Here is a 22,687-nt window from a genome sequence, read left to right on the forward strand (position 1 = left end):
AAGAACCCGCCCGGTGCTTGCCGCGCGCGCGAGGGGGACAGGCAATCCATCACGGCTGGCGCCACACTCTGTGGCGCAAATACCACATCACTTTGCAGCCGAGCTTACACCCCGCCTGCTCGCGCAGCCGTGGTGCCCCCAAGGCGCATTGATCTGCTCTACCTGCCGGTGACCCGTCGTCCCGGGCCGGCGCATGACGCGCCACGCCAGGCAGCGGGTAGGGACCGCCGCGCCGGGGGAACCATCGCAAGATGGCCCGCCGGGCCGGGGCGGGACCGGGCAGCACAGGATCTGTGGCAAAAAGGCAACGGGTTTCGAGCTTGCACGGGCGCCACTGAACCTGCGGCCCCGGGATTTTATTAGGCCAATGAGCGCGTGTCGCCACCGAACCGAGCCTCCGGTTCTCGTGACCCGTGCGAGAGAAATGGAGAGAGAGGCCATGAGTCTGAAGAAGGCGCTGCTGGCAGCGACCATCCTGGCGGTTCCCGCCGCGGCCAGCGCGCAGCCGGTCACCGGCCTGTACATCGGCCTTGGCGCCGGTGCGAACTGGGTCAACAACCCGTCCACCTTCGATCTGAGCGGCGAGACCCTTCCGGGCAATTTCGGCCTTCCGCCGAATGTCCGGGTCGACAATGCCGGCAAGGCGAATTTCAAGCTTGGCTGGACCGGTGCGGCCAGCATCGGCTGGGGCTTCGGCAATGGCTTCCGCGTCGAGCTCGAGGGCAATTACCGCGAGAACGAGGTCGACAGCATCCGCGGCCTCGGCCTCGCGCCCATCGCCCGGACCGGCGGCTTCCAGCGCACCTATGGCGCGATGGTCAACGTCTTCTATGACTTCGACTTCGCGAATTTCGGCCTCGGCCAGAGCATCTTCCAGCCCTATATCGGTGTCGGCGCCGGCTATGCCTGGACCGACTGGAAGAACCTTCGCGGCCAGAGCGCCGTGAACGGCCTGATCCTGAGCGCGGATGACGATGACGGCCAGTTCGCCTACCAGGCCATCGCCGGCGTGGCGACGCCCCTCACCTGGCTCGGCGTCACCGGCCTGACGCTGACTGCGGAGTACCGCTTCTTCGGCACGCTGCAGCCGGAGCTCTCCGCAAGCATCCGCAACCCGGCGAACAACCAGCTGGTGAGCGCCGGCAAGCTCGAGGCGGACAACTACAACCACTCGGTCATGCTCGGCCTGCGCTACGCGCTGTTCCAGCCGCCGCCGCCGCCGCCGCCAGTGGTTGCCCCGGCCCCGGCCGCGGCGCCCGCTCCGGCCCGCACCTACCTGGTCTTCTTCGACTGGGATCGCGCCGACCTGACCGCCCGCGCCCGGGAGATCATCGGCGAGGCGGCGCAGAACGCGCGCCGGGTGCAGTCCACGCGGATCGAGGTGGCCGGCCATGCCGACCGCTCCGGCTCGCCGCAGTACAACCAGCGCCTGTCGCAGCGCCGCGCCGAAGCGGTGGCGGCGGAGCTGGTGTCCCGCGGCATCAGCCGGAACGACATCGGCATCACCGCCTTCGGCGAGAGCCGTCCGCTGGTGCCGACCGCCGACGGCGTGCGCGAGCCGCAGAACCGCCGCGTCGAGATCGTCCTGCGCTGAGGCGATCCCTGCGGAAGGGTAACATGGGAAGGGGCGCCGCAAGGCGCCCCTTTCTGCGTCCGGCCCCCGCCGCCTCCGAAGGGCTGCGACGTCGCAGCCCCGCTTCGCCTCATAATACTAACCCGCGCAAATGCTGACGCATTTCTGCGGCCTCCGTCGCCGGCGCCGCTCTGCGGCTTGGCTACGCGCCACCTGGCGCGGCGCCCGTTGGGGCGCTCAGCCGCCGGCGGCGGCTGCAGGTCAGAACCTATGCCGGTCCGCTATAGGCCGTTGTCTGTAAGAGCAGATTCACGCTGCGGGGCGTTCACGCCCCTCCGCGATCTCCTCTAGGCCACACCGGCGGCGGCGCCCGTCCGGGCACCCGGCATGAATGGGGCGTTCATGCCACTGGTATCACCTCAGCCCGCACGGGTCCTGACCTGCGACCGCCACCGACAGCCGCGGCCCCTGACATGGGCCAGCAGTCATGTGGGGCCGTACAGTTACTCACCGGGATGGCCGGCCCACCGGCGATGAGAACCATGGCGCCCCTCCACCTGGCGGCGCCGGTTTCGGTTCAGAGGACGCCGAACAGGTAGAGCAGGATCAGGATCGGGATGGGGATGCCGAGAAGCCATAGGAGGATGCCGCGCATGATTGCCTTCCGTTGCGTTCCGGTCCCGTCGCAACGCCGACCCCGACCCTGCGCTCCCCAGGTGCTGGCCCGCGGTCCGACGCCTCCGGGTTTCTTGAACAGGCCTGCGGCAGGCACCAGGAGGCAGGGATGCGGATGAGGCGCGCGGCGATGGCCACCCTGCTCTGCCTGGCGGCCACGGCCTGCCAGACCGACCCGAGCGCGAATCACCTCTGGGGCATCGGCGATCCGGTGCGCGGCGCCGCGCTCTGGGCGCCGCGCAACCTTGGCGATACCAGCCGTTGGGCCGGCAAGCCGGCCGATGCCGCCATCGCTGTCGGGCAGCTGGAATTCCTGGCGCACGAGATGGCGACCAACCCGCGTTATGCCCCGGTGGTCAACCCGGCGGTGCCGCAGACCCTGCAATGGGCCCGGACGGAGATGCGGGATTATCTTGGAATCCCGGCCGCGGCGGATCCGCAACTGGTGATCGAGGCCATGCGCCGCACCGCCGCCTCGCTGCGCGCCGGCAGCCGGGCTCAGGCGGAGGCGACGCTGAGCGGCCCGTCCTTCCCGGCGGGGCCGGCGGCCGTGCTCGCCCGGCTTTCGGCCATGCCGCGCCTGCCCCGGACCGCCGAGGCCGCCGGCATGGTGGCGTCCGAGATGGAGCGGCTGGAGCGGCAGCGCTAGAGCGGATTGCGTTTATATCTGAACGCTCATCCGCTGTAGCTCCTTGTTTTTCGAGCAGAATTACGCTTCCGGACGTTCACGCCCGGGAGCGTGCATCTGCCCAGCAATCAACGGCCTACAGCGGATTGGTGTACGGTTCTGAACGCAATCCGCTGTAGGGCTGATCGCGGCGGGGCGCGAAGGGGGCGCCCCGCCGCCTCCCCCCTGCGCCGCAACCGGGGAGCAGCAGCGGACCGGCGTTCTGGCATGCAGGCCGATCCGCCGGGGCGCCGCCCCGGTCTCCCGCCCTAGCCGAAGGCGATCAGCTGCCGCACCACATGGCCGCCCTTCAGCCGGGCGAAGCCCTCGTTGATCTCCTCGAGCTTCAGCGTGTTGCTGATGAGGTGGTCGAGCTTCAGCTTGCCCTGCTTCCACAGCGTCAGCAGGCGCGGCATGTCCGTGCGGAAATGGTTGGACCCCATGGAGGAGCCCTGGATCCGGCGCTCCCGCAGGAAGTCGAAGCCGTGCAGCTCGATCTTCTGGCCGAAGGGCACCATGCCGACGATGGTGGCCGTCCCGCCCGGCTTCAGCATGGCGAAGCTCTGCTCGGCCGTGACCTTCAGGCCCAGGCACTCGAAGCTGTATTCCACGCCGCCGCCGGTCAGGTCGCGCACCGCCTGCACCGGGTCGACGTTGCTCCCCCCTGGGCCCACCAGGACGGTGTCGGTGGCGCCCATGGTCCTCGCCACCTCCAGCTTCTCCGGCAGGGTGTCGAGGGCGATGATGCGCGAGGCCCCGGCCAGCGCCGCGCCGTTCACCGCCGAGAGGCCGACGCCGCCGCAGCCGATGATGGCGACGGTGGAGCCGGCCGGGATGCGGGCGGTGTTGATGACGGCGCCGACCCCGGTGATGACGCCGCAGCCGACCAGCGTCGCGCGGTCCAGCGGCACCTCCCGGTCGATCTTCACCAGCGCGTTCTCGTGCACCACCATCTGCTCGGCGAAGGCCGAGAGGTTGAGGAACTGGTGCATCACCTCCCCGCCCTTCCAGGAGAGGCGGCGGGACTGGCCCGGCACCATCTTCACCTCGGTGTTCTCGCAGAGCACCGTGCGGCCATTGGTGCATTGCTGGCAGGCGCCGCAGAAGACGGAGAGGCAGCCGATGACATGGTCGCCCGGCTGCAGGTAGGTGACATCGGAGCCGACCGCCTCCACCACCCCTGCGACCTCATGCCCCGGCACGGTCGGCAGCGGGTGGGGGTAGAGCCCCTCGATGAAATGCAGGTCGGAGTGGCAGAGCCCGGCATAGGCGGTGCGCACCAGCACCTCCCGAGCCCTGGGCTTCTGCAGGGAGACCTCCTCGATGGTCAGGGGCTCGTTCGGCGCGTGCAGGACCGCTGCCTTCATGGATCGCTCTCCTCCCTCGGGCGCCTCGTTCCCCGGGCGCGACGCCCGCAGTGTTCCGCCTGACCTGCGGCAACGCAAGCCATCCTGCGGCGAGCAAAGAAGCACGCCACGGCTGCGCTGCCTTTCGGCAAAGCGACGCATGCCCCCGGGGGACGGGGCATCGGTCGTCGTGCAGCCCGAACCCGCACCGCGCCCAGCCGATCCGGGCCGGCCATCTCCGGCTTCCTGCAAGGGGTGGGGCCGGCCTAGGCTCATGCTGCGCGGCTCAGGCCAGCCGGCGCGGCCAGGCGCAGCGGCATGGGCGGGAGACGGCCCGGAGTCCTGGCGGCCTGCGTCAGGCTGGCCCTGGCGGCGCCGGCCCCGCGCCGCAGCGGAAGAGTGGAGGCAGGCATGCGAGCTCCGGAAACCCACTACGCCAGGAGCGGCGATGTCCGTATCGCCTACCAGGTCTTCGGCAACGGTCCCTTCGACCTCGTCTTTGTGCCAGGCTTCATTTCAAATATAGACCATTACTGGGACCACCCGGGCATGGCGCACACGTTCTCGCGCCTAGCCTCCTTCTGTCGCCTGATCACCTTCGACAAGCGCGGCACCGGCCTCTCGGATCGTGTCGGCGGCCTGCCGACGCTGGAGCAGCGGATGGACGACCTGCGTGCGGTCATGGATGCCGTCGGATCGGAGCGTGCGGCCCTGCTCGGCATCTCCGAGGGCGGTGCGATGTCCATGCTCTTCGCCGCCACCCATCCAGACCGCGTGCGATCCCTGGTACTGTATGGCTGCTACGCGCATTTCCACAGCTGGGTGCTGCCGCCGGAGCGGTTCGGGCCCTTCCTGGACGCCATCGACCGCGACTGGGGCACAGGCGAGAGCTTGCGCGCCTTCGCCCCAAGCGCCGTGGCGGATGAATGGATGCGCAACTGGTGGGCGCGATACGAGCGCGTCTCGGCCAGCCCCTCCGCGGCGCTGGCCCTGATGCGCATGAATGCGGAGATCGATGTTCGTCATGTCCTGCCCGCGATCCATGTGCCGACGCTCGTGATCCACCGCACAGGCGATACCCGCGTCAGCGTCGAGGGCGGGCGGTACCTGGCCGAACACATCGCCGGGGCGCGTTATCGCGAACTGCCGGGAGAGGACCACCTCCTCTGGGTCGGCGACACCGACCGCGCGATCACGGAGATTGAGGAGTTCCTGACGGGAGCGCATAGCGATGCCGACCCGGAGCGGGTGCTCGCCACCGTGCTTTTCACCGACATCGTCGGCTCGACGCAGCGCGCGGCCGAGCTTGGCGACCGCCGCTGGCGGCTCCTGCTGGCCGAGCATAACGGCATCGCCCGCCGCGAGATCGCGCGCTTCCGTGGCCGCGAGGTTCACAGCCTGGGCGACGGCTTCCTCGCCACCTTCGATGGTCCCGCCCGTGCGGTCCGCTGCGCCTGCGCCATCGCCGAGACCGTCCGCACCTCGCTTGGCATCAAGGTGCGGGGCGGCGTGCATACCGGCGAGATCGAGCTCGACCGGGAGGAGAGCGATGTGCGCGGCATCGCGGTGCATATCGCCGCCCGCATCGCAGCCCTGGCCGGCGCGGGCGAGGTGCTGGTGTCCGGGACCGTGCGCGATCTGGTGGCCGGGTCTGGCATCCGCTTCCGTGGCTGCGGCAGCCGCACGCTCAAGGGCGTGCCCGGCAAGGTCAGGCTTTACGCGCCGGAGTGAGCCGCCCCCGCTTCCCCGGCGGCCGCCGCGGCGGGTATTCGCGCGCGGGCGCAAGGGACGGCCATGCTGCGGTCAGGCCGGCGGGCGCAGGAGACAGGTCGCCATTTCGCGCCGGCGGTGTAGGCTGGCTGCATCAGCCAAATGATATGGGAGGAGATGCACTTGCCAGGCGACCTGATCGTGACCGAGGAGGAGGGCGTCGCCCTCCTCACCATGAACCGGCCGGAGAGCCTGAACGCGCTCGGCGGCAGCCTGCTGGACGAGTTGCTGGAGGCGATGACGCGCATCGCCGGCGACATGTCGATCGGCTGCGTGGTGCTGACCGGCGCGGGCCGTGGCTTCTCGGCGGGCGGGGACATGAAGTCCCGCGCGACCGGCGCCCGGCCGATCCTGGAAGGCACGCGGGAGCAGGCGCAGATGTCGCTGCGCGCCCGCATGGAGGCCGCCCGCATCCTGCATGAGATGCCCAAGCCCACCATCGCCATGGTCAACGGCGTGGCGGCCGGCGCCGGCATGTCCCTGATGCTGGCCTGCGACATGCGCATCGGGGGGAAGAGCGCGCGCATGGGCACCGCCTTCGCCAGGATGGGCTTCTCCGGCGATTTCGGCGGCCACTGGTTCCTGAACCGGCTGGTCGGGCCGGCCAAGGCGCGCGAACTCTACTTCACCGCCGAGGTCATCGACTCCGCCGAGATGTATCGTCTTGGCCTGCTCAACCGGCTGGTCGAGGACGAGGCGTTGGCCGAGACCACCATGGCGCTGGCCCGGCAATTGGCCGCCGGTCCGCGCGTGGCCTGGCACCACATGAAGCGCAACATGAAGGTCGCCGAGGAAGGGACACTGGCCGAGGCGCTGGACGCCGAGGCCTTCGGGATGACGCGCTGCCGCGACACCGAGGACCACAAGGAGGCGCTGCAGGCCTTCGTGGAGAAGCGGCCGCCGGTCTTCCGGGGGCGGTAGGCAAGGGCTCCCTCCCCCGCTCCGCGGGGACGGGACACCGCTCTGGCCCGGTGCGCGGGAGCGCGGTGAACAACCGGACAGGTGGAGCGGGGCGAAACCAGGACCCTGCCGCGGATCGGCCTTCCGTTCCGAATGCCGGGCCACGGTAGACCGCCCGACACGCGCGGGGGCTGGCCTCCGATGCTCAGGTCCTTGTTCGGGCGGGCGAATCCCACCGCCCGACCGGGTCCGGTCAGGCGGTATCCGGTCTCAGGCGTCCATGTTCCAGCAATCGACGTCCCACTTCCAGGCGCCGCCCGCCCGGGTCCAGAGGACAACATACTTCACGCGCACCGGTGCGGCCCCTGATCCGGTGTGGATCTCGGCCCGACCGAGCTCGGCGGCGCGGTCGCCCGTCGCCGCCAGATCCAGCGTGTGGAGCCTCACCCCGGTGACGCCGAGCGCGGCAGCGGCACCCTTCCAGTATTCGATGATGCCGGGCAGCCCGGTGATCATCGGGACGCCGGGCGAGAGCAGCCGGGCGCCCTCCGTATAGACCTGCGCGAGGGCGCCGAAATCGCCCGTGACGAAGACCTCTTCGAAGACGCGGTTCGTCTCGCGGAACGCATCCTGCGACATTGGCCCCTCCCTGCCTGCCCGCACAGTCTGCCTTGCCGGGCGGAAGAGCCGGATCAAGGCTTCGGGATCGGTCCACCCGGGGAGAATGGAACCAAAGCCATGCCGAGGATTGCTGGCAGCCCCCTCCTTCTCATATAGAGGCGCCCTGTGTCGGCACCGCAACCGCGGAGGCCCGACGGAGCCGGAGACGTCCCCATAATGCCCCTGACCCGCCGCGCGGCACTCGCCGCCGTGCTCCTTGCGCCGCTCGCCGCCGGGCCCGCCCTGGCGCAGACCCAGATCACCATCCAGCATGCCCTGCCGGTCAACAGCCATACCGGCGCCGCCGCCTCCGGCTTCAAGGAGGCCTTCGAGCGCCTGACCAACAACCGCTACCGCGTCGTGCTGCAGCGCAACGACAACGAGCGGGAGATGATCGAGAGCGTGCAGATCGGCACCATCGACTGCACCGTGACCTCGACCGGGCCGGTCGGCAATTTCGTGCCCGAGGTGCGGATCTTCGACGTCCCCTTCCTCTTCCGCGACCGCGCCCATGCCCATGCCGTCCTCGATGGCGAGATCGGCCAGTCCGTTCTCAAGCGCTTCGAGGCACGCGGCCTGGTCGGGGTGATCTGGGCGGAGAACGGCTTCCGCCACCTGACCAATTCGCGGCGGGAGGTCACCTCCCCGGCCGATCTCCGCGGCCTGAAGGTGCGCACCATGGAGAACCAGGTGCATATGCGCGCCTTCTCGACCCTCGGCGCGCTGCCGACGCCGATGGCCTTCTCCGAGCTGGTGCCGGCGCTGCAGCAGGGCACGGTGGACGGGCAGGAGAACCCGATCCCGGTGATCGTGGCGAACAACCTGAACCAGGTGCAGCGCTACATGTCGCTGACCGCGCATGTCTATTCGCCCCAGGTCATCATCTGCAACCCAGGCACGGTGGGCCGCCTCTCGGCCGCCGACCGGCAGCACTTCATGACGGCCGCCAAGGCGGGGCAGAAGGCCAACCGCGACCGCGTCGCCGCGGACGATGCCGGCGGCGTGGAGGAACTGCGCCGCCGCGGCATGCAGGTGACCACCGAGGTGGACAGCGCCGCCTTCCGCAGCAGCCTCGCCCCGGCCTTCGCGGAATGGGAGCGCACGCTGGATGCCGCGCTGCTGAAGCGCATCCGCGACTGGCAGACGAACTGAGCCGGGCCGGGGTCCGACGGGGTCGGGGGCGCGGGCTGGTCCCGCGCCCCCTTCGCATGCGGGGGAACGCATGAATGCAATGAACCTTCAGCCGCTGCTGGTGGTCGGGGCGGCCACCGTGCTGGCCGTGACGCTGGCGCTCTGGGCGGGGTCCGGCAACGGCCCGCGCGCGACGCTGCGGCGCGCCGTCCTCGGCCTCGACCGTTTCAGCACCGGCCTCGCCACGGCGCTCGCCTGCCTCGCGCTCGCCATCGCCTTCTTCGCCGGCTTCTGGCAGGTGATCACCCGCTTCGCCACCTCCACCCCGGCCGTCTGGTCCGAGGCGCTGGTCCGCACCGCGCTGATCTGGATGGCCTTCCTCGGCGTCGCCGTGGCGCTCAGGGCCGGCGCCCTCGTCTCCATCGACGTCGCCCATCGCCTCTCCCGCGGCACGGCCCGGCGCGCCATCGAGGCGGCGGCGCTGGCCGCCAGCCTCTCGCTGCTCGGCGTCATGTTCTGGTTCGGCTGGCTGATGACGCAGCGCGTGCAGTTCCAGGAGATGGCGGGGCTCGAGGTCTCGATGTCCTGGGGCTATGCCGCCATCCCCTTCGGCGCCGCCTTCGGCATGGTCGGCGCGGTCGCGCATTTCCTCGACCGGCGCGGCGAAGAGCTGGAGGCCGCGGTATGAGCGGCACGATGCTCGCCGTGATGCTGGTGCTCTTCGCCGCCAGCATCCCCGTTGCCATCGCCATCGGGCTGGCCGCCATCGTCGGCATCCAGGGCTTCACCTCCTTCCCGCTGATCGTCGCGGCGCAGCAGCTCTTCGTCGCGCTGGACCGCTTCCCGCTGGCCGCCATCCCCTTCTTCATCCTGGCGGGCAACCTGATGGAGATCGGCGGCATCTCCCGCCGGCTGGTGGACTTTGCCAAATCGATCGTCGGCGGCATCCAGGGCGGGCTGCCCGCCACCTGCGTCGTCACCTGCATGATCTTCGCCGCCATCAGCGGCAGCTCGGTCGCCACCACCTTTGCGATCGGCGCCATCATGATCCCGGCCCTGGTGCGGGCCGGCTACCCCGTGGGCTTCGCCGCGGCGCTGCAGGCGACGGCGGCCGAGCTTGGCGTGGTGATCCCGCCCTCCATCCCGATGATCCTCTACGGCGTCACCACCCAGACCTCGATCCCCGAGCTGTTCATCGCGGGCTTCGGGCCGGGCGTCCTGATCGCCGGCGGGCTGGTCGCCACCGTGCTGGTCTGGTGCCGGATCAAGGGCTGGGGGCTGCACGACGGCGAGGGGCGCCTGCCCTTTCTGCGGGCGACGCGGGAGGCCGGCTGGGCGCTCCTCATGCCGGTGGTGGTGCTGGGCGGCATCTATGGCGGCATCACGACCCCGACCGAGGCGAGCGTGATCGCGGTGGCCTATGCCATCCTGGTCGGGATGTTCGTCCACCGGGAGATCCGGCCGGCCGACCTGTTCCCGATCTTCCGCAAATCGGTGATCAGCAGCGCGGTGATCCTGTTCATCATCGCCTGCGCGGCGCTGTTCTCCTGGCTGCTGAACCGGCAGGGCGTGCCGGACCAGATGGCGGCCTGGCTGACCACCAGCTTCGAGAGCGCCGGGCTCTACCTGTTCGCGGTGAACATCGCCCTCTTCTTCATCGGCATGTTCATCGAGACCTCGGCCTCGATCATCGTGCTTGCACCCATCCTGCAGGAGGCCGCGCAGCGCCTCGGCGTGGATGGCGTGCATTTCGGCACGATCATGGTGGTGAACCTGGCGATGGGCATGATCACGCCGCCCTTCGGCGTGAACCTCTTCGCCGCGGCGCAGGTGGCCGGCACCAGCATCGACACGATGATGCGCTATCTCGGCGTCTTCATCGGCGTCATCCTCGCCTGCCTGCTGGTGATCACCTACGTCCCCTGGATCACGCTGGCGCTGCCCCACCTCGTCTTCCGGTAGGGTGATGGCGGGGCCCGGCGGGTGCCGGGCCCCTTCACCGCCATCCGCCGCGCCTCATACCGGGCCGCGTAATGGCTGACCTGCAGCCGCCGCAGGCGGCTGAGCGCCCGGATGGGCGCCGCGCCCTGTGGCGCGTAACCAAGCCGCCGGAGGCGGCGCCGGCGATTGAGGCCGCACAAATGCGTCAGCATTTGTGCGGGTCGGTATCAGAAGCGCAGCGGCGTGGCCTGCACCACCAGCGGCAGGGCCCGCACCTCGGCCAGCACCGGCTCCGGGATCGGCCCGTCCAGGCTGACCAGGCAGATCGCGTCCCCGCCCTGCGCCGCGCGGCCCAGATGGAAGGTAGCGATGTTGATGCCGGCATTCGCCAGCACCATGCCGAAGCGGCCGATGAAGCCAGGGCGGTCCTGGTTTGTCACATAGAGCATGTCGGGGGCGAAATCGGCCTCGACCGCAATGCCCTTAATCTCCACCAGGCGCGGCCGCGCCTCGCCCACCAGCGTGCCGGCGACGCTCCGCTCGTAGCGGTCCGTCACCACCGTGACCCGCAGCAGGGAGGCATAGTCGCCCCGGCGCTCATGCACCGTCTCGGCGACCTCGATCCCCCGCTCCTTCGCCACCACCGGGGCATTGACCATGTTCACCGCGCCCATCAGCGGCGCGAGCACGCCGGCCAGCGACGCCGCCGTCAGCGGCCGGCGGTTCAGCTCGGCGACATGGCCCTCATACTCCACGCGAATGACCTTGATGGCATCGTCCTGCGCCGCCGTCAGCTGCCCGGCCATGCCGCCGAGCAGCCGCGCCAGCTCCATATAGGGCTTGAGGCGCGGCGCCTCCTCGGCGGTGACGGAGGGCATGTTGATGGCGTTGGAGACGGCGCCGGAGAGCAGGTAGTCGGCCATCTGGTCGGCCACCTGCAGGGCGACGTTCTCCTGCGCCTCGGCGGTCGCGGCGCCCAGATGCGGCGTGCAGACCACGTTCTCCAGGCCGAAGAGCGGGCTCTCCGTCGCCGGCTCCGTCTCGAAGACGTCGAGCGCGGCGCCCGCCAGATGGCCGGAGGCCAGCGCGTCGTACAGCGCCGCCTCATCCACCAGGCCGCCGCGGGCGCAGTTGATCAGCCGCGCGCCCTTCCGGAGCTTTGCCAGGTTCTCCCGGCTCAGGATGTTGCGGGTATGCTCGGTCAGCGGTGCGTGCAGCGTGACGAACTCCGCCCGATCCAGCAGCTCGTTCAGCTCGACCTTCTCGACGCCCAGCTCGAGCGCCCGCTTCTCCGACAGGAAGGGGTCGAAGGCGACGACCTTCATGTGCAGCCCGATGGCGCGGTTGGCGACGATGGAGCCAATATTGCCGCAGCCGATCAGGCCGAGCGTCTTGCCGAAGAGCTCGACGCCCATGAAGCGGTTCTTCTCCCAACGCCCCGCCTTGGTGCTCGCGCTCGCCTCCGGGATCTGCCGGGCGAGGGCGAACATCATGGCGATCGCATGCTCGGCCGTGGTGATGGCGTTGCCATAGGGCGTGTTCATCACCACGACGCCGCGCGCCGTCGCGCTGGTGACGTCGACATTGTCCACGCCGATGCCGGCGCGACCGACCACCTTGAGGTTCGGCGCGGCGTCCATCAGCTCGCGCGTCACCTTGGTGGCACTGCGCACCGCGAGCCCGTCATAGGGCGCGATGATGGCGCGGAGTTCCGCCGGGCTGAGGCCCGGCTTGAAGTCCACCTCGATCCCGCGCCGGCGGAAGATCTCGATCGCGGCGGGGGAGAGCTTGTCGGAGATAAGGACCTTCGGCATCAGGCGGTCACCTTCGCGAACTCGGCCTCGACGCTCGCAAAGGCCCAGTCGAGCCAGGGCAGCAACGCCTCGATGTCGGAGGTCTCGACCGTGGCGCCGCCCCAGATGCGCAGGCCCGGGGGCGCGTCGCGATAGGCGCCGGCATCGAGGGCGACGCCCTCCTTCTCCAGCAGCGCGGCCAGCTTCTTCGCCGCTGCGGCCTGGCGCTCGGCATCCAGCGCCACGAACCAGGGCGCCACGATCTTCAGGCAGATCGAGGTGCAGGAGCGCGTCGCCGGATCCTCGGCCAGGAAATCCACCCAGGGGGTCCTCGCCACCCAGGCCGCGACGGCGGCGAGATTCGCCTCCGACCGCGTGATGAGGCCCTTCAGCCCGCCGACGCCCTCGGCCCATGTGAGGCCATCCACAGCGTCCTCGACCGCGAGCATGGAGGGCGTGTTGATCGTCTCGCCCCGGAAGATGCCCTCGTTCAGCTTCCCGCCCTTGGTCATGCGGAAGATTTTCGGGAGTGGCCAGGACGGGGTGTAGGACTCAAGACGGGCAACAGCCCTCGGGGACAGGGCGAGCATGCCATGGGCCGCCTCGCCGCCCAGGACCTTCTGCCAAGACCAGGTGACGACATCCAGCTTGTCCCAGGGCAGGTCCATGGCGAAGGCAGCGCTGGTCGCGTCGCAGATCGCCAGGCCCTCGCGCTCAGCCGGGATGAAGTCGGCATTCGGCAGCCGCACGCCGCTGGTCGTGCCGTTCCAGACGAAGACCAGGTCACGCGTGCCGTCGGCCTCAAGCTTCGGCAGCCTGCCGTAGTCCGCCTTGATCACGCGCGCATCGGCCAGCTTCAGTTGCTTGACGACATCCGTCGCCCAGTCGCCGGAGAAGCTCTCCCAGGCCAGCACGTCCACGCCGCGGGCGCCGAGCAGCGACCAGAGCGCCATCTCGACCGCGCCGGTGTCGGAAGCGGGAACAATGCCCAGCCGCCAGCCGGCCGGCATGCCGAGAACGGCCTTGCTGCGCTCGATCACCTCGGCGAGGCGCGCCTTCGGCGCCGCGGCGCGGTGGCTGCGGCCGAGATAGGCGCCCGAAAGCACCTCCAGCGTCCAGCCGGGACGCTTGGCGCAGGGACCGGAAGAGAATCTCGGATTGGCCGGACGCAGGTCCGGCTTCGCGGCGATCGCCATGATATGGCTCCCTTGCAGAAGCGAATGCGCCCCGGTGGGGGGGCGTGGCCCGCCGGCAGGGTTACGCCTCTCGCCGCCCGCGATCAAGCGCGGCGCGAAACCCTCCCCCGCCGCGCGGGGGGTGGAAGGCGGCATCGCCCACGGCCGCCCCGCCCGCCCCGCTCAGTGCCAGGCGGAGCCGCCATCCACGCCGAGGGCGGAGCCGGTGACGAAGCTGGCCTCCTGGCTGGTCAGGTAGAGCACCGCCTGCGCCACCTCCTCCGGCGTGCCGAAGCGGCCCATGGCGTAGCGCGACAGGAAGGCCCGCTCGGCCGAGGCGGGGTCGGGCTGCGCCGCCATCGTCTCCTCCACCATCGGCGTCAGGATGGCACCGGGGCAGACCGCGTTGACCCGGATGTTCTCCTTCGCCAGATCCAGCGCCAGGCAGCGCGTCAGCATGAGGACCCCGCCCTTGGAGGCCCCATAGGCCGCGTAATTCGGGCGCGGCACCAGCCCGGCGGCGGAGGCGAGATTGACGATCGCACCGCCGCCCGCCCGGCGGAGATGCGGCAGCGCGGCGCGGCAGACATGGAAGGGCCCGTCCAGGTTCACCGCCATCACCTGCCGCCAGAGTTCGGGCGTGGTGTCCGCGGGCGAGGCCACCCGGCTGATGCCGGCGGCGTTCACCACCGCATCGAGCGCGCCGAGCGCCTGCGCGGCGGCATCCACCGCGGCCGCGGTCGCCGCCGCATCGGCGACATCCACCGGAATGCCCGGCACGCCGAGTTCGGCGGCGAGGCGCGCCAGGGCTTCCGCATTGCGGTCGAGCAGCGCGACCCTGGCGCCCTCGCGCAGGAAGAGCCGCGCCGTGGCCAGGCCGATGCCGGAGGCGCCGCCGGTGATCAGCGCATGGCGGGCTGCAAGTCGCATGGTCATCCTCCCCCATTCCTTCGGGGGAGACTACGGGGCAGCGCGGCGGGCAGGCCAGGGTCCGGGAACGGCAACGGCCGGCGCAAGGCCGGCCGTCGCGGGATATCTCCTCCGCCGGGTTCGCGGCGGCGGGCGGTGCTCAGTCGTCGCGGTGCACCCGCTCCATGCGCTCATGGCGCTCCTGCGCCTCGATGGACAGGGTGGCGATCGGGCGGGCCTCCAGCCGGCGGAGGCCGATCGGCTCGCCGGTCTCCTCGCAATAGCCGTAGGTGCCGTTCTCGATCCGCTCCAGCGCCTGGTCGATCTTGGAGATCAGCTTGCGCGCCCGGTCACGGGTGCGGAGTTCCAGCGCGCGGTCGGTCTCGACGCTGGCGCGATCGGTCAGGTCGGCCTCGCTGATGCCGCCGATCGAGAGGCTGGCGAGGGTCTCCCCTGCTTCCCGCAACAGGTCCTGCCGCCAGCGCAGCAGCTTCTGCCGGAAGTACTCCAGCTGCCGCGGGTTCATAAACTCTTCGTCGTCGGTCGGGCGGTAGTCGGGCGGCAGGGTGATCAGCATCGTCTGGACGGCCCCATTCCGTTCGAGGCCCGGGCTTGGCGCCCCGCCCCGGAAAGTTGGCCGGACCATACAGGGGCGCACCCTCGTGCGCCAAGGGGTTACGCCTGCGCAAATTGCTGATATGCACGGATTTTCATTTGGCTGACACGGTCTCGTTCCAACCTCGCCGTGCCAGTTCCACCCGCGCGCGCAGGACGATCGCACGCACCGCCTCCTGCAAGAGTGGGTCCGCCCCTTCCTCGCCCAGACCGAGTGCCGCGAGCCTTTCCAGCCGCTTCATATCGCTCCCGCCGCGCAGCAGCTCATGTTGCAGATCGCGCAACTCTTGCAGGATCGACTCGGCACGCTGCCTTGCCGCCCGGTCGCGCGCCGCCCGGTCGCCCCCTTCCTGCACCGCGAGCAGGCCAAGCCCCACCGGCCCGAGGGCGGCCGCGCCTGCCGCCTCGGCCAGCGGCGGCGCGTCGCCTCCCCCGCCCACCGAGAAGCCGCCCGCGCCGCGGTAGGCGCCGCGCCCGCGCTGCGCCGCGCTGCCCGCCGCCACCCTGCCGACTTCCCGCATCCCGCCTGCCTCCCGCATCGCTTCTGCCTGCCGCCGGCAATCCTGGCCGGCCATCCCGGCAGGCCCTGCCGCCTGCCCCGGCCCGCGGGCTGGCACGGCGGTTGCGACGCCGCCGGCACCTGCGGGATGGAGGGCAGCGTGGCCAAAATTGCTTTCGCAAGGGCGAAGAGCGCGCTTGTGGCGGCGGCCATGACGGCGCTGCTCGCCATCCTCGCGGGCCTCGCCCCCGCCGCGGCCCAGCCGGTCCGCATCAAGGACATCGCGGATATCGAGGGGGTGCGGGACAACCAGCTCGTCGGCTACGGCCTGGTCGTCGGCCTGCCCGGCACGGGCGACCGGCTGCGGACCGCCATCTTCACCCGCCAGACCCTGATCGGCATGCTGGAACGCCTCGGCGTCAATACGCGGGACAACGAGGCGCGGCTGGATACGCGCAATGTCGCGGCGGTGATGGTCACCGCCAACCTGCCCGCCTTCGCCCGGCCGGGCAGCCGGATCGATGTCGCGGTCTCGGCGCTCGGCGACGCCACCAACCTGCAGGGCGGCACGCTGCTGGTCACGCCGCTGCTCGGCGCGGATGGGGAGGTCTATGCGGTGGCCCAGGGGGCGGTCGCGACCGGCGCCGTCGCCGCCCGGGGCGCCGCCGCCAGCGTGCAGCGCGGCGTGCCCACCAGCGCCCGCATCGCCTCGGGCGCCATCGTGGAGCGGGAGATCCCCTATGCGCTCACGGGCCGGCCCAGCCTGCGGCTCGCGCTCCGCAACCCGGACCTGACCACCGCCCGGCGCATCGCCGCCGCCATCAACCGCGCGACCGGCGGCAGCCTGGCGACGGCGACCGATCCGCGCACCGTGGCGCTCAACATGGCCGGCCGCGACCCCATTGCCCTGCTGGCCGAAGTCGAGCAGTTGCGGGTCGAGCCCGACCAGGTCGCCCGCGTGGTGATCGAGGAAGCCAGCGGCACCATCGTCATGGGCGCCAATGTCCGCGTCTCCACCGTCGCCATCGCCCAGGGGAATCTCACCATCCGCATCACCGAGACGCCACAGGTCAGCCAGCCCAACCCGCTGGCCAATGGCGAGACGGTGGTGGTGCCGCGCACCAATATCGAGGTGGAGGACCAGGCGGAGCGTCGCCTGGGCGTGCTGCGCGGCGGCGTCACCCTGCAGGAGCTGGTGCGCGGGCTGAACGCGCTCGGCGTCGGGCCGCGCGACCTGATCTCCATCCTGCAGGCGGTGAAGGCCGCCGGTGCCCTGCAGGCCGAGATGGAGCTGCGCTGATGACGCTGGCCACGCCCTCCCTCGCCCCGATGCGGGACGGCGCGGCACCGCTGCCGCGCCCCCTCACCGCGGCCGAACTCGCCAAGGCCCCGCCCCGGCTGCGCCAGGCGGCGCAGGAATTCGAGGCCCAGGCCCTGGCCCGGCTGCTGCAGCCCGCCTTCGCCACCCTCGATGCCGGCCGCTCCGCCTTCGGCGGCGGCGCGGCCGAGGCGCAGTGGCGCCCGATGCTGGTCGAGGCGATCGCCGCCAAGGCGGTGCGCGCCGGCCAGGGGCTCGGCCTTTCCGACCTCGTCCTGCGCGAGCTGCTGCGCCGCCAGGCCGCCCACCCACCCGAGGAGACCCGCCCATGACGATGATGCTGGATGCCCTGCTCGCCGCCGGCCAGCGCCTGGCCGAGGCACTCAGGGCCGAGAACGAGGCGCTCGCCGCGCTCGACCTGCCGCGCGCTGCCGGGCTCGCCACCGCCAAGGCCCAGGCGACGGATGCCTTCGCTGCCGCCTATGCCGCGGCGACGAAGACCGGCGCCAAGGCCGAAGGGCCGGCGCGGCAGGATGCTGCGGTGCTCACGACCCGGCTGCAGGAGTTGGGCGAGGAGAACCGGCGCCTGTTGCAGCGCGCCATCGCCATCCAGTCGCAGGTGATCGAGACGATCGCGGGCGCCGCCCTGCCGCGCGCGGCGGCACCCGGGTATGGGGCGGCGGGCCGCCCCCTGGCCGCCAGGCAGGCGCCGGCCCTGGCCGTTGCGGCGCGGGCCTGAAAACGGTCCGGGAGGGCCTTGCGCGGCTCCCATCGCACCATGGACGATGGGAGGCCCTGTCCTCCCGGAGCTTCCCGCCAGGCCGGAGCCTGGCCTGGACCGGTGTGGGTCAGCCCTTCTTGGCCACCAGGGTCTTCACCTCGTCCATCGCCTCGGTGAAGCGCTTGTTGAGCAGCGCCAGCGCCTCCTCATTCGACTTCTGAATGAGGTCGGCCACCTCCTTCATGTTGCCGACCGCCTTCTCATAGGCGGCCTTCAGCATCTCCGCCTGGCGCGCCGCCCTGGCCTGCGGCGATTCCTGGGTGCCGAGCGCCTTCATCGCCTCGGTCATCTCGGTCATGGAGGATTGCAGGATCTCCATGTGCCGGCGGGCCACTGCCTGCGCCCCCTCCAGCGCGACCCGGTTGGCGGCGGAGAGCGCCTCCAGGTTCCGGCGCTGGGCCGCCGCCAGGGCCTCGACATCCGGCATGCCGGGCATGCGGAAATCCGCCAGCATGCGCATCAGGTCGTTCGCGGGCTTGTTGCCACCGGTCTCTGACATATCGTCCTCCGCCCTGTGATCAGGCAAAGGCACAGTAGGGGCCTCGCGAGGGCCGGTCAAAGAGCATGCTGCGATGCAGCAAAATCAACTTGCGGCCATATCGCCCGGATCGAGCCGCAACGATCTTGCAACCTGCTCGGCCCGGTCCAGGGCCCGGTCGAGCGCCGCCATGGTCGGGCCGAGATCAGTGGAATCGTCCTTCACCCAGGCCCGGATGGTCGCCAGCCAGACGCCCGTCAGCCCCTGCACCCGCAGCGCGCCGAAGATGCCGGAGGAGTCGATCTCCGCCGCCTGCAGCAGCCGGGCCATGGAGCGCGGCAGCCCGGCCAGCAGGCAGAGGGCCAGGCCCGGCTCGGTCCGCAATTCCTCCAGCAGCCGCACGAGGCCGGCGCGGTGCGGTTGCATGGCGTCGATCCGGCGCATCAGCACGTCGAAGATCCGGTCGCGCGGCGCGCCGCCCTGGCCGGGGACGGTGCCGGCCTCGACCGCCTCATCCGTCAGCCGTCCGTGCAGGGCCAGCAGGTCCCGCGGGCCGCCAGGGGCGCGGAGGCGTACCTCCGAGGCCGGCAGGCCGGAGGCCGCGGCCACCCGGCGGAGCGTGACGCCCTGCCAGCCATGCGCCGCCACCACCTGCCAGAAGCCGGCCAGCAGGCGGGAATCGATATCATCGGTCGTCTCGCTCATGACGCTCCAGTTTGGGTTGGCCGGCGCCGGCGCAAAGGGGGAAATCGCCGATGGCGCTGGCGGGTCGGGCAGACCAGGGCGGGCCGGGAGGGCACCCCCGCCGGCCGGAGGCGACTCCATGGCGAACCGGCATGCCGGTCCGGGCGCCATCCGCATGGGGTGGTCGGCAGGCCAGGGTGGCGCGGGCCGGCGGCGGCGCCACGGATCGCCGGGACGTGGTGGCCGGTCCGGCCTCCCTCCGGCCCATCGCCCTCACCCCGCCAGTTCGCGGGACCGGTCGGTGGCGGCCTGGATCGCCTTCGACATCAGGGCGGGCAAGGCATCCGGCGCCATCAGGACGGCGAGGGCCCGTTCCGTCGTGCCCTTCGGGCTGGTCACGTTCTTCCGCAGTTGCGCGCTGTCCTCCAGACTGGCGGCCAGGAGGGCGCCGGAGCCGGCGACCGTCGCGCGCGCCATCCGGCGGGCGAGATCGGGCGGCAGCCCCTGCTCGACCGCCGCGGCCTCCATCACCTCGGCCAGCAGGAAGACATAGGCCGGGCCGCCGCCAGAGACCGCCGTGACCGGATCGATCAGCCCTTCCTCCGCCACCCAGGCGACCTCCCCGATGGCGGAGAGCAGCCGGTCGGCGAGGTCCTGCTGCGCCGTGGTCACGCCGGGGCCGGGGAAGGCCACGGTGAAGCCCTGCCGCACCGCGGCCGGCGTGTTCGGCATGGCGCGGATGACCGCAGCCTGCCCGCCCAGCGCGGCGCGCATGCCGGCGACGTTCCGCCCGGCCATGATGGAGAGGAAGACCGTCTCCGGCCCCGCCAGCCGGGCGAAGGCCGGCAGGGTCGCCGCGGCCTCCTGCGGCTTGATCGCCAGCACCACGGCGGCGGGGCGGAAGCCGGCGGGGATGCCGGCGGGGTCCGGCACCACGGTGACGCGCCCGGCGAAGGCCGCGACGGCGGCCGGGTTCGGTTCCACCACCACGGCCTCGGTGAGGCCGCGCTCCAGCCAGCCGGCGAGCATGGCCCCGCCCATCTTGCCGCAGCCGATGAGGAGGAGGGGAGGAAGGGGTGTCTCGGTCATGCCCGGACCCTCGCGCGGCTGCGGCCGGGGCGCAATGGGTGGCGGCGGGGAGACATGGCCATCCACCGCGCCCGATGGACGCAAGGCGGCCGAGCGGGTAGAGCAACGGCATCCCGGGCGGCAGCGCCCGGATGAGGAACTGCCCGTCCCATCAAAGGCCGAAGCGGGTCCGCCTGTGCCAGGCACAGGGGAAGCCGCCCTGCGGGACGCGCCCGGAGGACCATACGGCATGCCCACCTATCGCTCCCGCACCACCACCCATGGCCGCAACATGGCCGGCGCCCGCGGCCTCTGGCGCGCGACCGGCATGAAGGACGGCGATTTCGGCAAGCCGATCATCGCCATCGCCAATTCCTTCACCCAGTTCGTCCCCGGCCATGTCCACCTGAAGGACCTTGGCCAGCTGGTGGCGCGGGAGATCGAGGCCGCGGGCGGCGTGGCGAAGGAGTTCAACACCATCGCCGTCGATGACGGCATCGCCATGGGCCATGGCGGCATGCTCTACAGCCTGCCCTCGCGCGAGCTGATCGCCGATGCCGTCGAGTACATGGTGAACGCGCATTGCGCCGACGCCCTGGTCTGCATCTCGAACTGCGACAAGATCACGCCGGGCATGCTGATGGCGGCGATGCGCCTCAACATCCCGACCGTCTTCGTCTCGGGCGGGCCGATGGAGGCCGGCAAGGTCGTGCATCGCGGCCAGAAGCGCTCGGTGGACCTGATCGACGCCATGATCGTCGCCGCCGATCCCACCGTGACGGATGAGGAGGTGCAGGCCATCGAGCGCTCGGCCTGCCCGACCTGCGGCTCGTGCTCCGGCATGTTCACCGCCAATTCGATGAACTGCCTGACCGAGGCGCTGGGCCTTGCCCTGCCGGGCAACGGCACGATCGTCGCGACGCATGCCGACCGGCGCGAGCTGTTCCTCGAGGCCGGGCGGCTGATCGTGAAGCTCGCCAAGCGCCATTACGAGGAGGACGACTTCTCCGTCCTGCCGCGCTCCATCGCCGGCTTCACGGCCTTCGAGAACGCGATGACGCTCGACATCGCCATGGGCGGCTCGACCAACACCGTGCTGCACCTGCTGGCGGCGGCGCAGGAGGCGGGCGTGGATTTCACCATGCGCGACATCGACCGCCTCTCCCGCCGGGTGCCGGTGCTGTGCAAGGTCGCGCCCTCCGTCATCAACGTGCATGTCGAGGATGTCCACCGCGCCGGCGGCATCATGGGCATCCTGGGCGAGTTGGACCGCGCCGGGCTGATCGACACCTCCGTCCCCTCCGTCCATTCCAGGTCCATGGCCGAGGCGCTGGCCCATTGGGACATCAAGCGCACCACGGACGAGGCGGTCAGGACCTTCTTCCGCGCCGCCCCGGGCGGCATCCCGACCACCGAGGCCTTCAGCCAGTCCGCCCGCTGGGACGCGCTGGACACCGACCGCGCGGGTGGCGTGATCCGCGACCTCGAGCACGCCTTCTCCAGGGATGGCGGCCTCGCGGTGCTGTACGGCAACCTCGCCGAGGAAGGCTGCATCGTGAAGACGGCGGGCGTCGATGCCAGCATCCTCACCTTCGCCGGCCCGGCCCGGATCTTCGAGAGCCAGGACGACGCGGTGGAGGGCATCCTCGGCAAGAAGGTCCAGGCCGGCGATGTGGTGCTGGTGCGCTATGAGGGGCCGAAGGGCGGCCCGGGCATGCAGGAGATGCTCTACCCGACCAGCTACCTGAAGTCGGTCGGCCTCGGGAAGGCCTGCGCCCTGGTGACGGATGGCCGCTTCTCCGGCGGCTCCTCCGGCCTCTCGATCGGCCATCTCTCGCCGGAGGCGGCCGAGGGCGGGCTGGTCGGCCTGGTGGAGGAGGGCGACCGGATCGAGATCGACATCCCGAACCGGACCATCCGCCTGGCGGTGCCGGAGGAGGTGCTGGCGCAGCGCCGGGCGGCCATGGAGGCGCGCGGCGCCGAGGCCTGGCAGCCGGTGGGCCGCAACCGCGTGGTCTCGACCGCGCTCCAGGCCTATGCGGCGCTGACCACCAGTGCGGCGCGCGGCGCGGTGCGGGATGTGAAGCAGGTGCGGCGGCGGTAGCGGGCTGCCGAAAAGCTCCGGATGAGGGGGCTTCGCCCCCTCGAGCTTCCCCAGCAAGGGCTGGAGGGGCCTTGGCCCCTTTGGTCGGTCTCCCGATATTCAAAAGATATCCGGTCTTTGGCGGATCGGCGTTCAGCATCGAACGCCGGTCCGCTGCAGGCCCGGCCGCTCCGCCGGAATGCGAAAAGCCCGCCGCGAGGCGGGCTTCTTCATGGGCGCTGCGCTACTTTTCCACGGGGTCCCGGCCCGGCAGCCGGGGCGGCGTCATGCCCATCAGCGCCAGCCAGGGCGCCCAGGCGGCCTCGGCGAAGCGGGCCCAGGCCAGCATCGGGTTGGAGGCTTCCATCAGCCGCCCCCAGGCCTCGAATCCGGCCGGCGCGGTCAGGCTCACCATCACCTGTTCCGGCCCGGCCCCGCCGGCGCCACGGTGATGCCGGATCTCCACCTCCAGCCCGCCGGGCAACCGGCCGATGGCGCGCAGATCCTGGGGCAGGCCCTCAGCGGGGCTCATGGCATGCATCTCCTGATCAAGGCAGGCCCTTCACGCGGCTGGCCGCGCTGGGTTCCCGGCAGGCGGACCCCCGGGACCTGCCTTCCGTT

The 22,687-nt window shown here is 71.1% G+C and carries 22 protein-coding genes; 11 read left to right on the top strand and 11 right to left on the bottom strand.

Annotated elements, in window-relative coordinates:
* Positions 1-439 precede the first annotated feature (439 nt).
* Together LHA35_RS11245 and LHA35_RS11250 are read left to right on the top strand one after the other, a co-directional pair.
* Positions 440-1,594 (top strand): OmpA family protein, encoded by a 1,155-nt coding sequence (locus LHA35_RS11245; protein WP_226608301.1) that lies wholly within the window; start codon positions 440-442, stop codon positions 1,592-1,594.
* Positions 1,595-2,357: 763 nt separating this feature from the next.
* Positions 2,358-2,897, top strand: a complete 540-nt coding sequence (locus LHA35_RS11250) for a hypothetical protein (RefSeq protein ID WP_226608303.1) — start codon at positions 2,358-2,360, stop codon at positions 2,895-2,897.
* A gap of 287 nt (positions 2,898-3,184) precedes the next feature.
* On the opposite strand, the gene LHA35_RS11255 is transcribed toward LHA35_RS11250, so the two are convergent.
* On the bottom strand, positions 3,185-4,282 hold the full coding sequence (locus LHA35_RS11255; RefSeq protein ID WP_226608305.1) for a Zn-dependent alcohol dehydrogenase: 1,098 nt from the start codon (positions 4,280-4,282) through the stop codon (positions 3,185-3,187).
* Between the two features lie 390 nt (positions 4,283-4,672).
* Here LHA35_RS11255 and LHA35_RS11260 point away from each other — a divergent pair, with 390 nt between their 5' ends.
* Both LHA35_RS11260 and LHA35_RS11265 read left to right on the top strand, forming a co-directional pair.
* Entirely contained in the window at positions 4,673-5,992 is a 1,320-nt protein-coding gene (locus tag LHA35_RS11260; protein ID WP_226608307.1) for an adenylate/guanylate cyclase domain-containing protein, read from the top strand.
* A 162-nt stretch (positions 5,993-6,154) separates the two neighbouring features.
* On the top strand, positions 6,155-6,952 hold the full coding sequence (locus tag LHA35_RS11265) for an enoyl-CoA hydratase (RefSeq protein ID WP_226608309.1): 798 nt from the start codon (positions 6,155-6,157) through the stop codon (positions 6,950-6,952).
* A 249-nt stretch (positions 6,953-7,201) separates the two neighbouring features.
* On the opposite strand, the gene LHA35_RS11270 is transcribed toward LHA35_RS11265, so the two are convergent.
* On the bottom strand, positions 7,202-7,570 hold the full coding sequence (locus LHA35_RS11270; protein ID WP_226608310.1) for a YybH family protein: 369 nt from the start codon (positions 7,568-7,570) through the stop codon (positions 7,202-7,204).
* A gap of 198 nt (positions 7,571-7,768) precedes the next feature.
* Between LHA35_RS11270 and LHA35_RS11275 the strand changes: the two genes are divergently transcribed.
* The 3 genes from LHA35_RS11275 (at position 7,769) to LHA35_RS11285 (ending at position 10,684) form a co-directional block, all read left to right on the top strand.
* Positions 7,769-8,743, top strand: a complete 975-nt coding sequence (locus LHA35_RS11275; RefSeq protein WP_226608312.1) for a TRAP transporter substrate-binding protein — start codon at positions 7,769-7,771, stop codon at positions 8,741-8,743.
* Positions 8,744-8,822: 79 nt separating this feature from the next.
* The gene (locus LHA35_RS11280; RefSeq protein ID WP_226608313.1) at positions 8,823-9,410 is read left to right on the top strand and encodes a TRAP transporter small permease; all 588 of its coding nucleotides are present in this window, start codon (positions 8,823-8,825) and stop codon (positions 9,408-9,410) included.
* The gene (locus LHA35_RS11285) at positions 9,407-10,684 is read left to right on the top strand and encodes a TRAP transporter large permease (RefSeq protein ID WP_226608315.1); all 1,278 of its coding nucleotides are present in this window, start codon (positions 9,407-9,409) and stop codon (positions 10,682-10,684) included. The genes LHA35_RS11280 and LHA35_RS11285 overlap by 4 nt, the downstream gene beginning before the upstream one ends.
* A 206-nt stretch (positions 10,685-10,890) precedes the next feature.
* Here LHA35_RS11285 and serA read toward each other — a convergent pair whose 3' ends face one another.
* The 5 genes from serA to LHA35_RS11310 all read right to left on the bottom strand — a co-directional run bounded on the left by serA (position 10,891) and on the right by LHA35_RS11310 (position 15,676).
* On the bottom strand, positions 10,891-12,477 hold the full coding sequence (gene serA, locus LHA35_RS11290; protein WP_226608317.1) for a phosphoglycerate dehydrogenase: 1,587 nt from the start codon (positions 12,475-12,477) through the stop codon (positions 10,891-10,893).
* Positions 12,477-13,652: a phosphoserine transaminase gene (locus LHA35_RS11295; RefSeq protein WP_226608319.1), complete on the bottom strand. Its 1,176-nt coding sequence runs from the start codon at positions 13,650-13,652 to the stop codon at positions 12,477-12,479. Before LHA35_RS11295 ends, serA begins: the two co-directional genes overlap by 1 nt.
* A gap of 162 nt (positions 13,653-13,814) precedes the next feature.
* On the bottom strand, positions 13,815-14,561 hold the full coding sequence (locus LHA35_RS11300; RefSeq protein WP_226608321.1) for an SDR family NAD(P)-dependent oxidoreductase: 747 nt from the start codon (positions 14,559-14,561) through the stop codon (positions 13,815-13,817).
* Between the two features lie 139 nt (positions 14,562-14,700).
* Entirely contained in the window at positions 14,701-15,114 is a 414-nt protein-coding gene (dksA, locus tag LHA35_RS11305) for an RNA polymerase-binding protein DksA (RefSeq protein WP_226608361.1), read from the bottom strand.
* 136 nt (positions 15,115-15,250) lie between these two features.
* Entirely contained in the window at positions 15,251-15,676 is a 426-nt protein-coding gene (locus LHA35_RS11310; RefSeq protein WP_226608322.1) for a flagellar assembly protein FliX, read from the bottom strand.
* A 189-nt stretch (positions 15,677-15,865) separates the two neighbouring features.
* On the opposite strand from LHA35_RS11310, the gene LHA35_RS11315 reads away from it, so the two are divergent.
* The 3 genes from LHA35_RS11315 to LHA35_RS11325 are packed head-to-tail and all read left to right on the top strand — an operon-like array spanning position 15,866 to position 17,711.
* Entirely contained in the window at positions 15,866-16,954 is a 1,089-nt protein-coding gene (locus tag LHA35_RS11315) for a flagellar basal body P-ring protein FlgI (protein ID WP_226608362.1), read from the top strand.
* A complete protein-coding gene (locus tag LHA35_RS11320; RefSeq protein ID WP_226608324.1) occupies positions 16,954-17,304 on the top strand; it encodes a rod-binding protein in 351 nt (116 codons plus the stop codon). Before LHA35_RS11315 ends, LHA35_RS11320 begins: the two co-directional genes overlap by 1 nt.
* Positions 17,301-17,711, top strand: coding sequence for a hypothetical protein (locus LHA35_RS11325; RefSeq protein ID WP_226608325.1), 411 nt, complete (start codon positions 17,301-17,303; stop codon positions 17,709-17,711). The genes LHA35_RS11320 and LHA35_RS11325 overlap by 4 nt, the downstream gene beginning before the upstream one ends.
* Before the next feature lie 109 nt (positions 17,712-17,820).
* Here the strand turns inward: LHA35_RS11325 and LHA35_RS11330 are convergent, their stop codons facing one another.
* The 3 genes from LHA35_RS11330 to proC all read right to left on the bottom strand — a co-directional run bounded on the left by LHA35_RS11330 (position 17,821) and on the right by proC (position 20,004).
* Positions 17,821-18,252, bottom strand: a complete 432-nt coding sequence (locus LHA35_RS11330; protein ID WP_226608326.1) for a phasin family protein — start codon at positions 18,250-18,252, stop codon at positions 17,821-17,823.
* A gap of 84 nt (positions 18,253-18,336) precedes the next feature.
* Positions 18,337-18,936 carry a TetR family transcriptional regulator gene (locus LHA35_RS11335; RefSeq protein ID WP_226608327.1) on the bottom strand — a complete coding sequence of 200 codons (600 nt, stop codon included), beginning with the start codon at positions 18,934-18,936 and terminating at the stop codon, positions 18,337-18,339.
* A 252-nt stretch (positions 18,937-19,188) separates the two neighbouring features.
* Positions 19,189-20,004: a pyrroline-5-carboxylate reductase gene (gene proC, locus LHA35_RS11340; protein ID WP_226608328.1), complete on the bottom strand. Its 816-nt coding sequence runs from the start codon at positions 20,002-20,004 to the stop codon at positions 19,189-19,191.
* A 229-nt stretch (positions 20,005-20,233) separates the two neighbouring features.
* On the opposite strand from proC, the gene ilvD reads away from it, so the two are divergent.
* Positions 20,234-22,087 (top strand): dihydroxy-acid dehydratase, encoded by a 1,854-nt coding sequence (gene ilvD, locus LHA35_RS11345; protein WP_226608329.1) that lies wholly within the window; start codon positions 20,234-20,236, stop codon positions 22,085-22,087.
* A 223-nt stretch (positions 22,088-22,310) separates the two neighbouring features.
* Here ilvD and LHA35_RS11350 read toward each other — a convergent pair whose 3' ends face one another.
* Positions 22,311-22,598, bottom strand: a complete 288-nt coding sequence (locus tag LHA35_RS11350; protein WP_226608330.1) for a hypothetical protein — start codon at positions 22,596-22,598, stop codon at positions 22,311-22,313.
* Positions 22,599-22,687 lie beyond the last annotated feature (89 nt).

The sequence above is a fragment of the Roseicella aerolata genome (assembly GCF_020523605.1).
Classification (GTDB): Bacteria; Pseudomonadota; Alphaproteobacteria; order Acetobacterales; family Acetobacteraceae; genus Paracraurococcus; species Paracraurococcus aerolatus.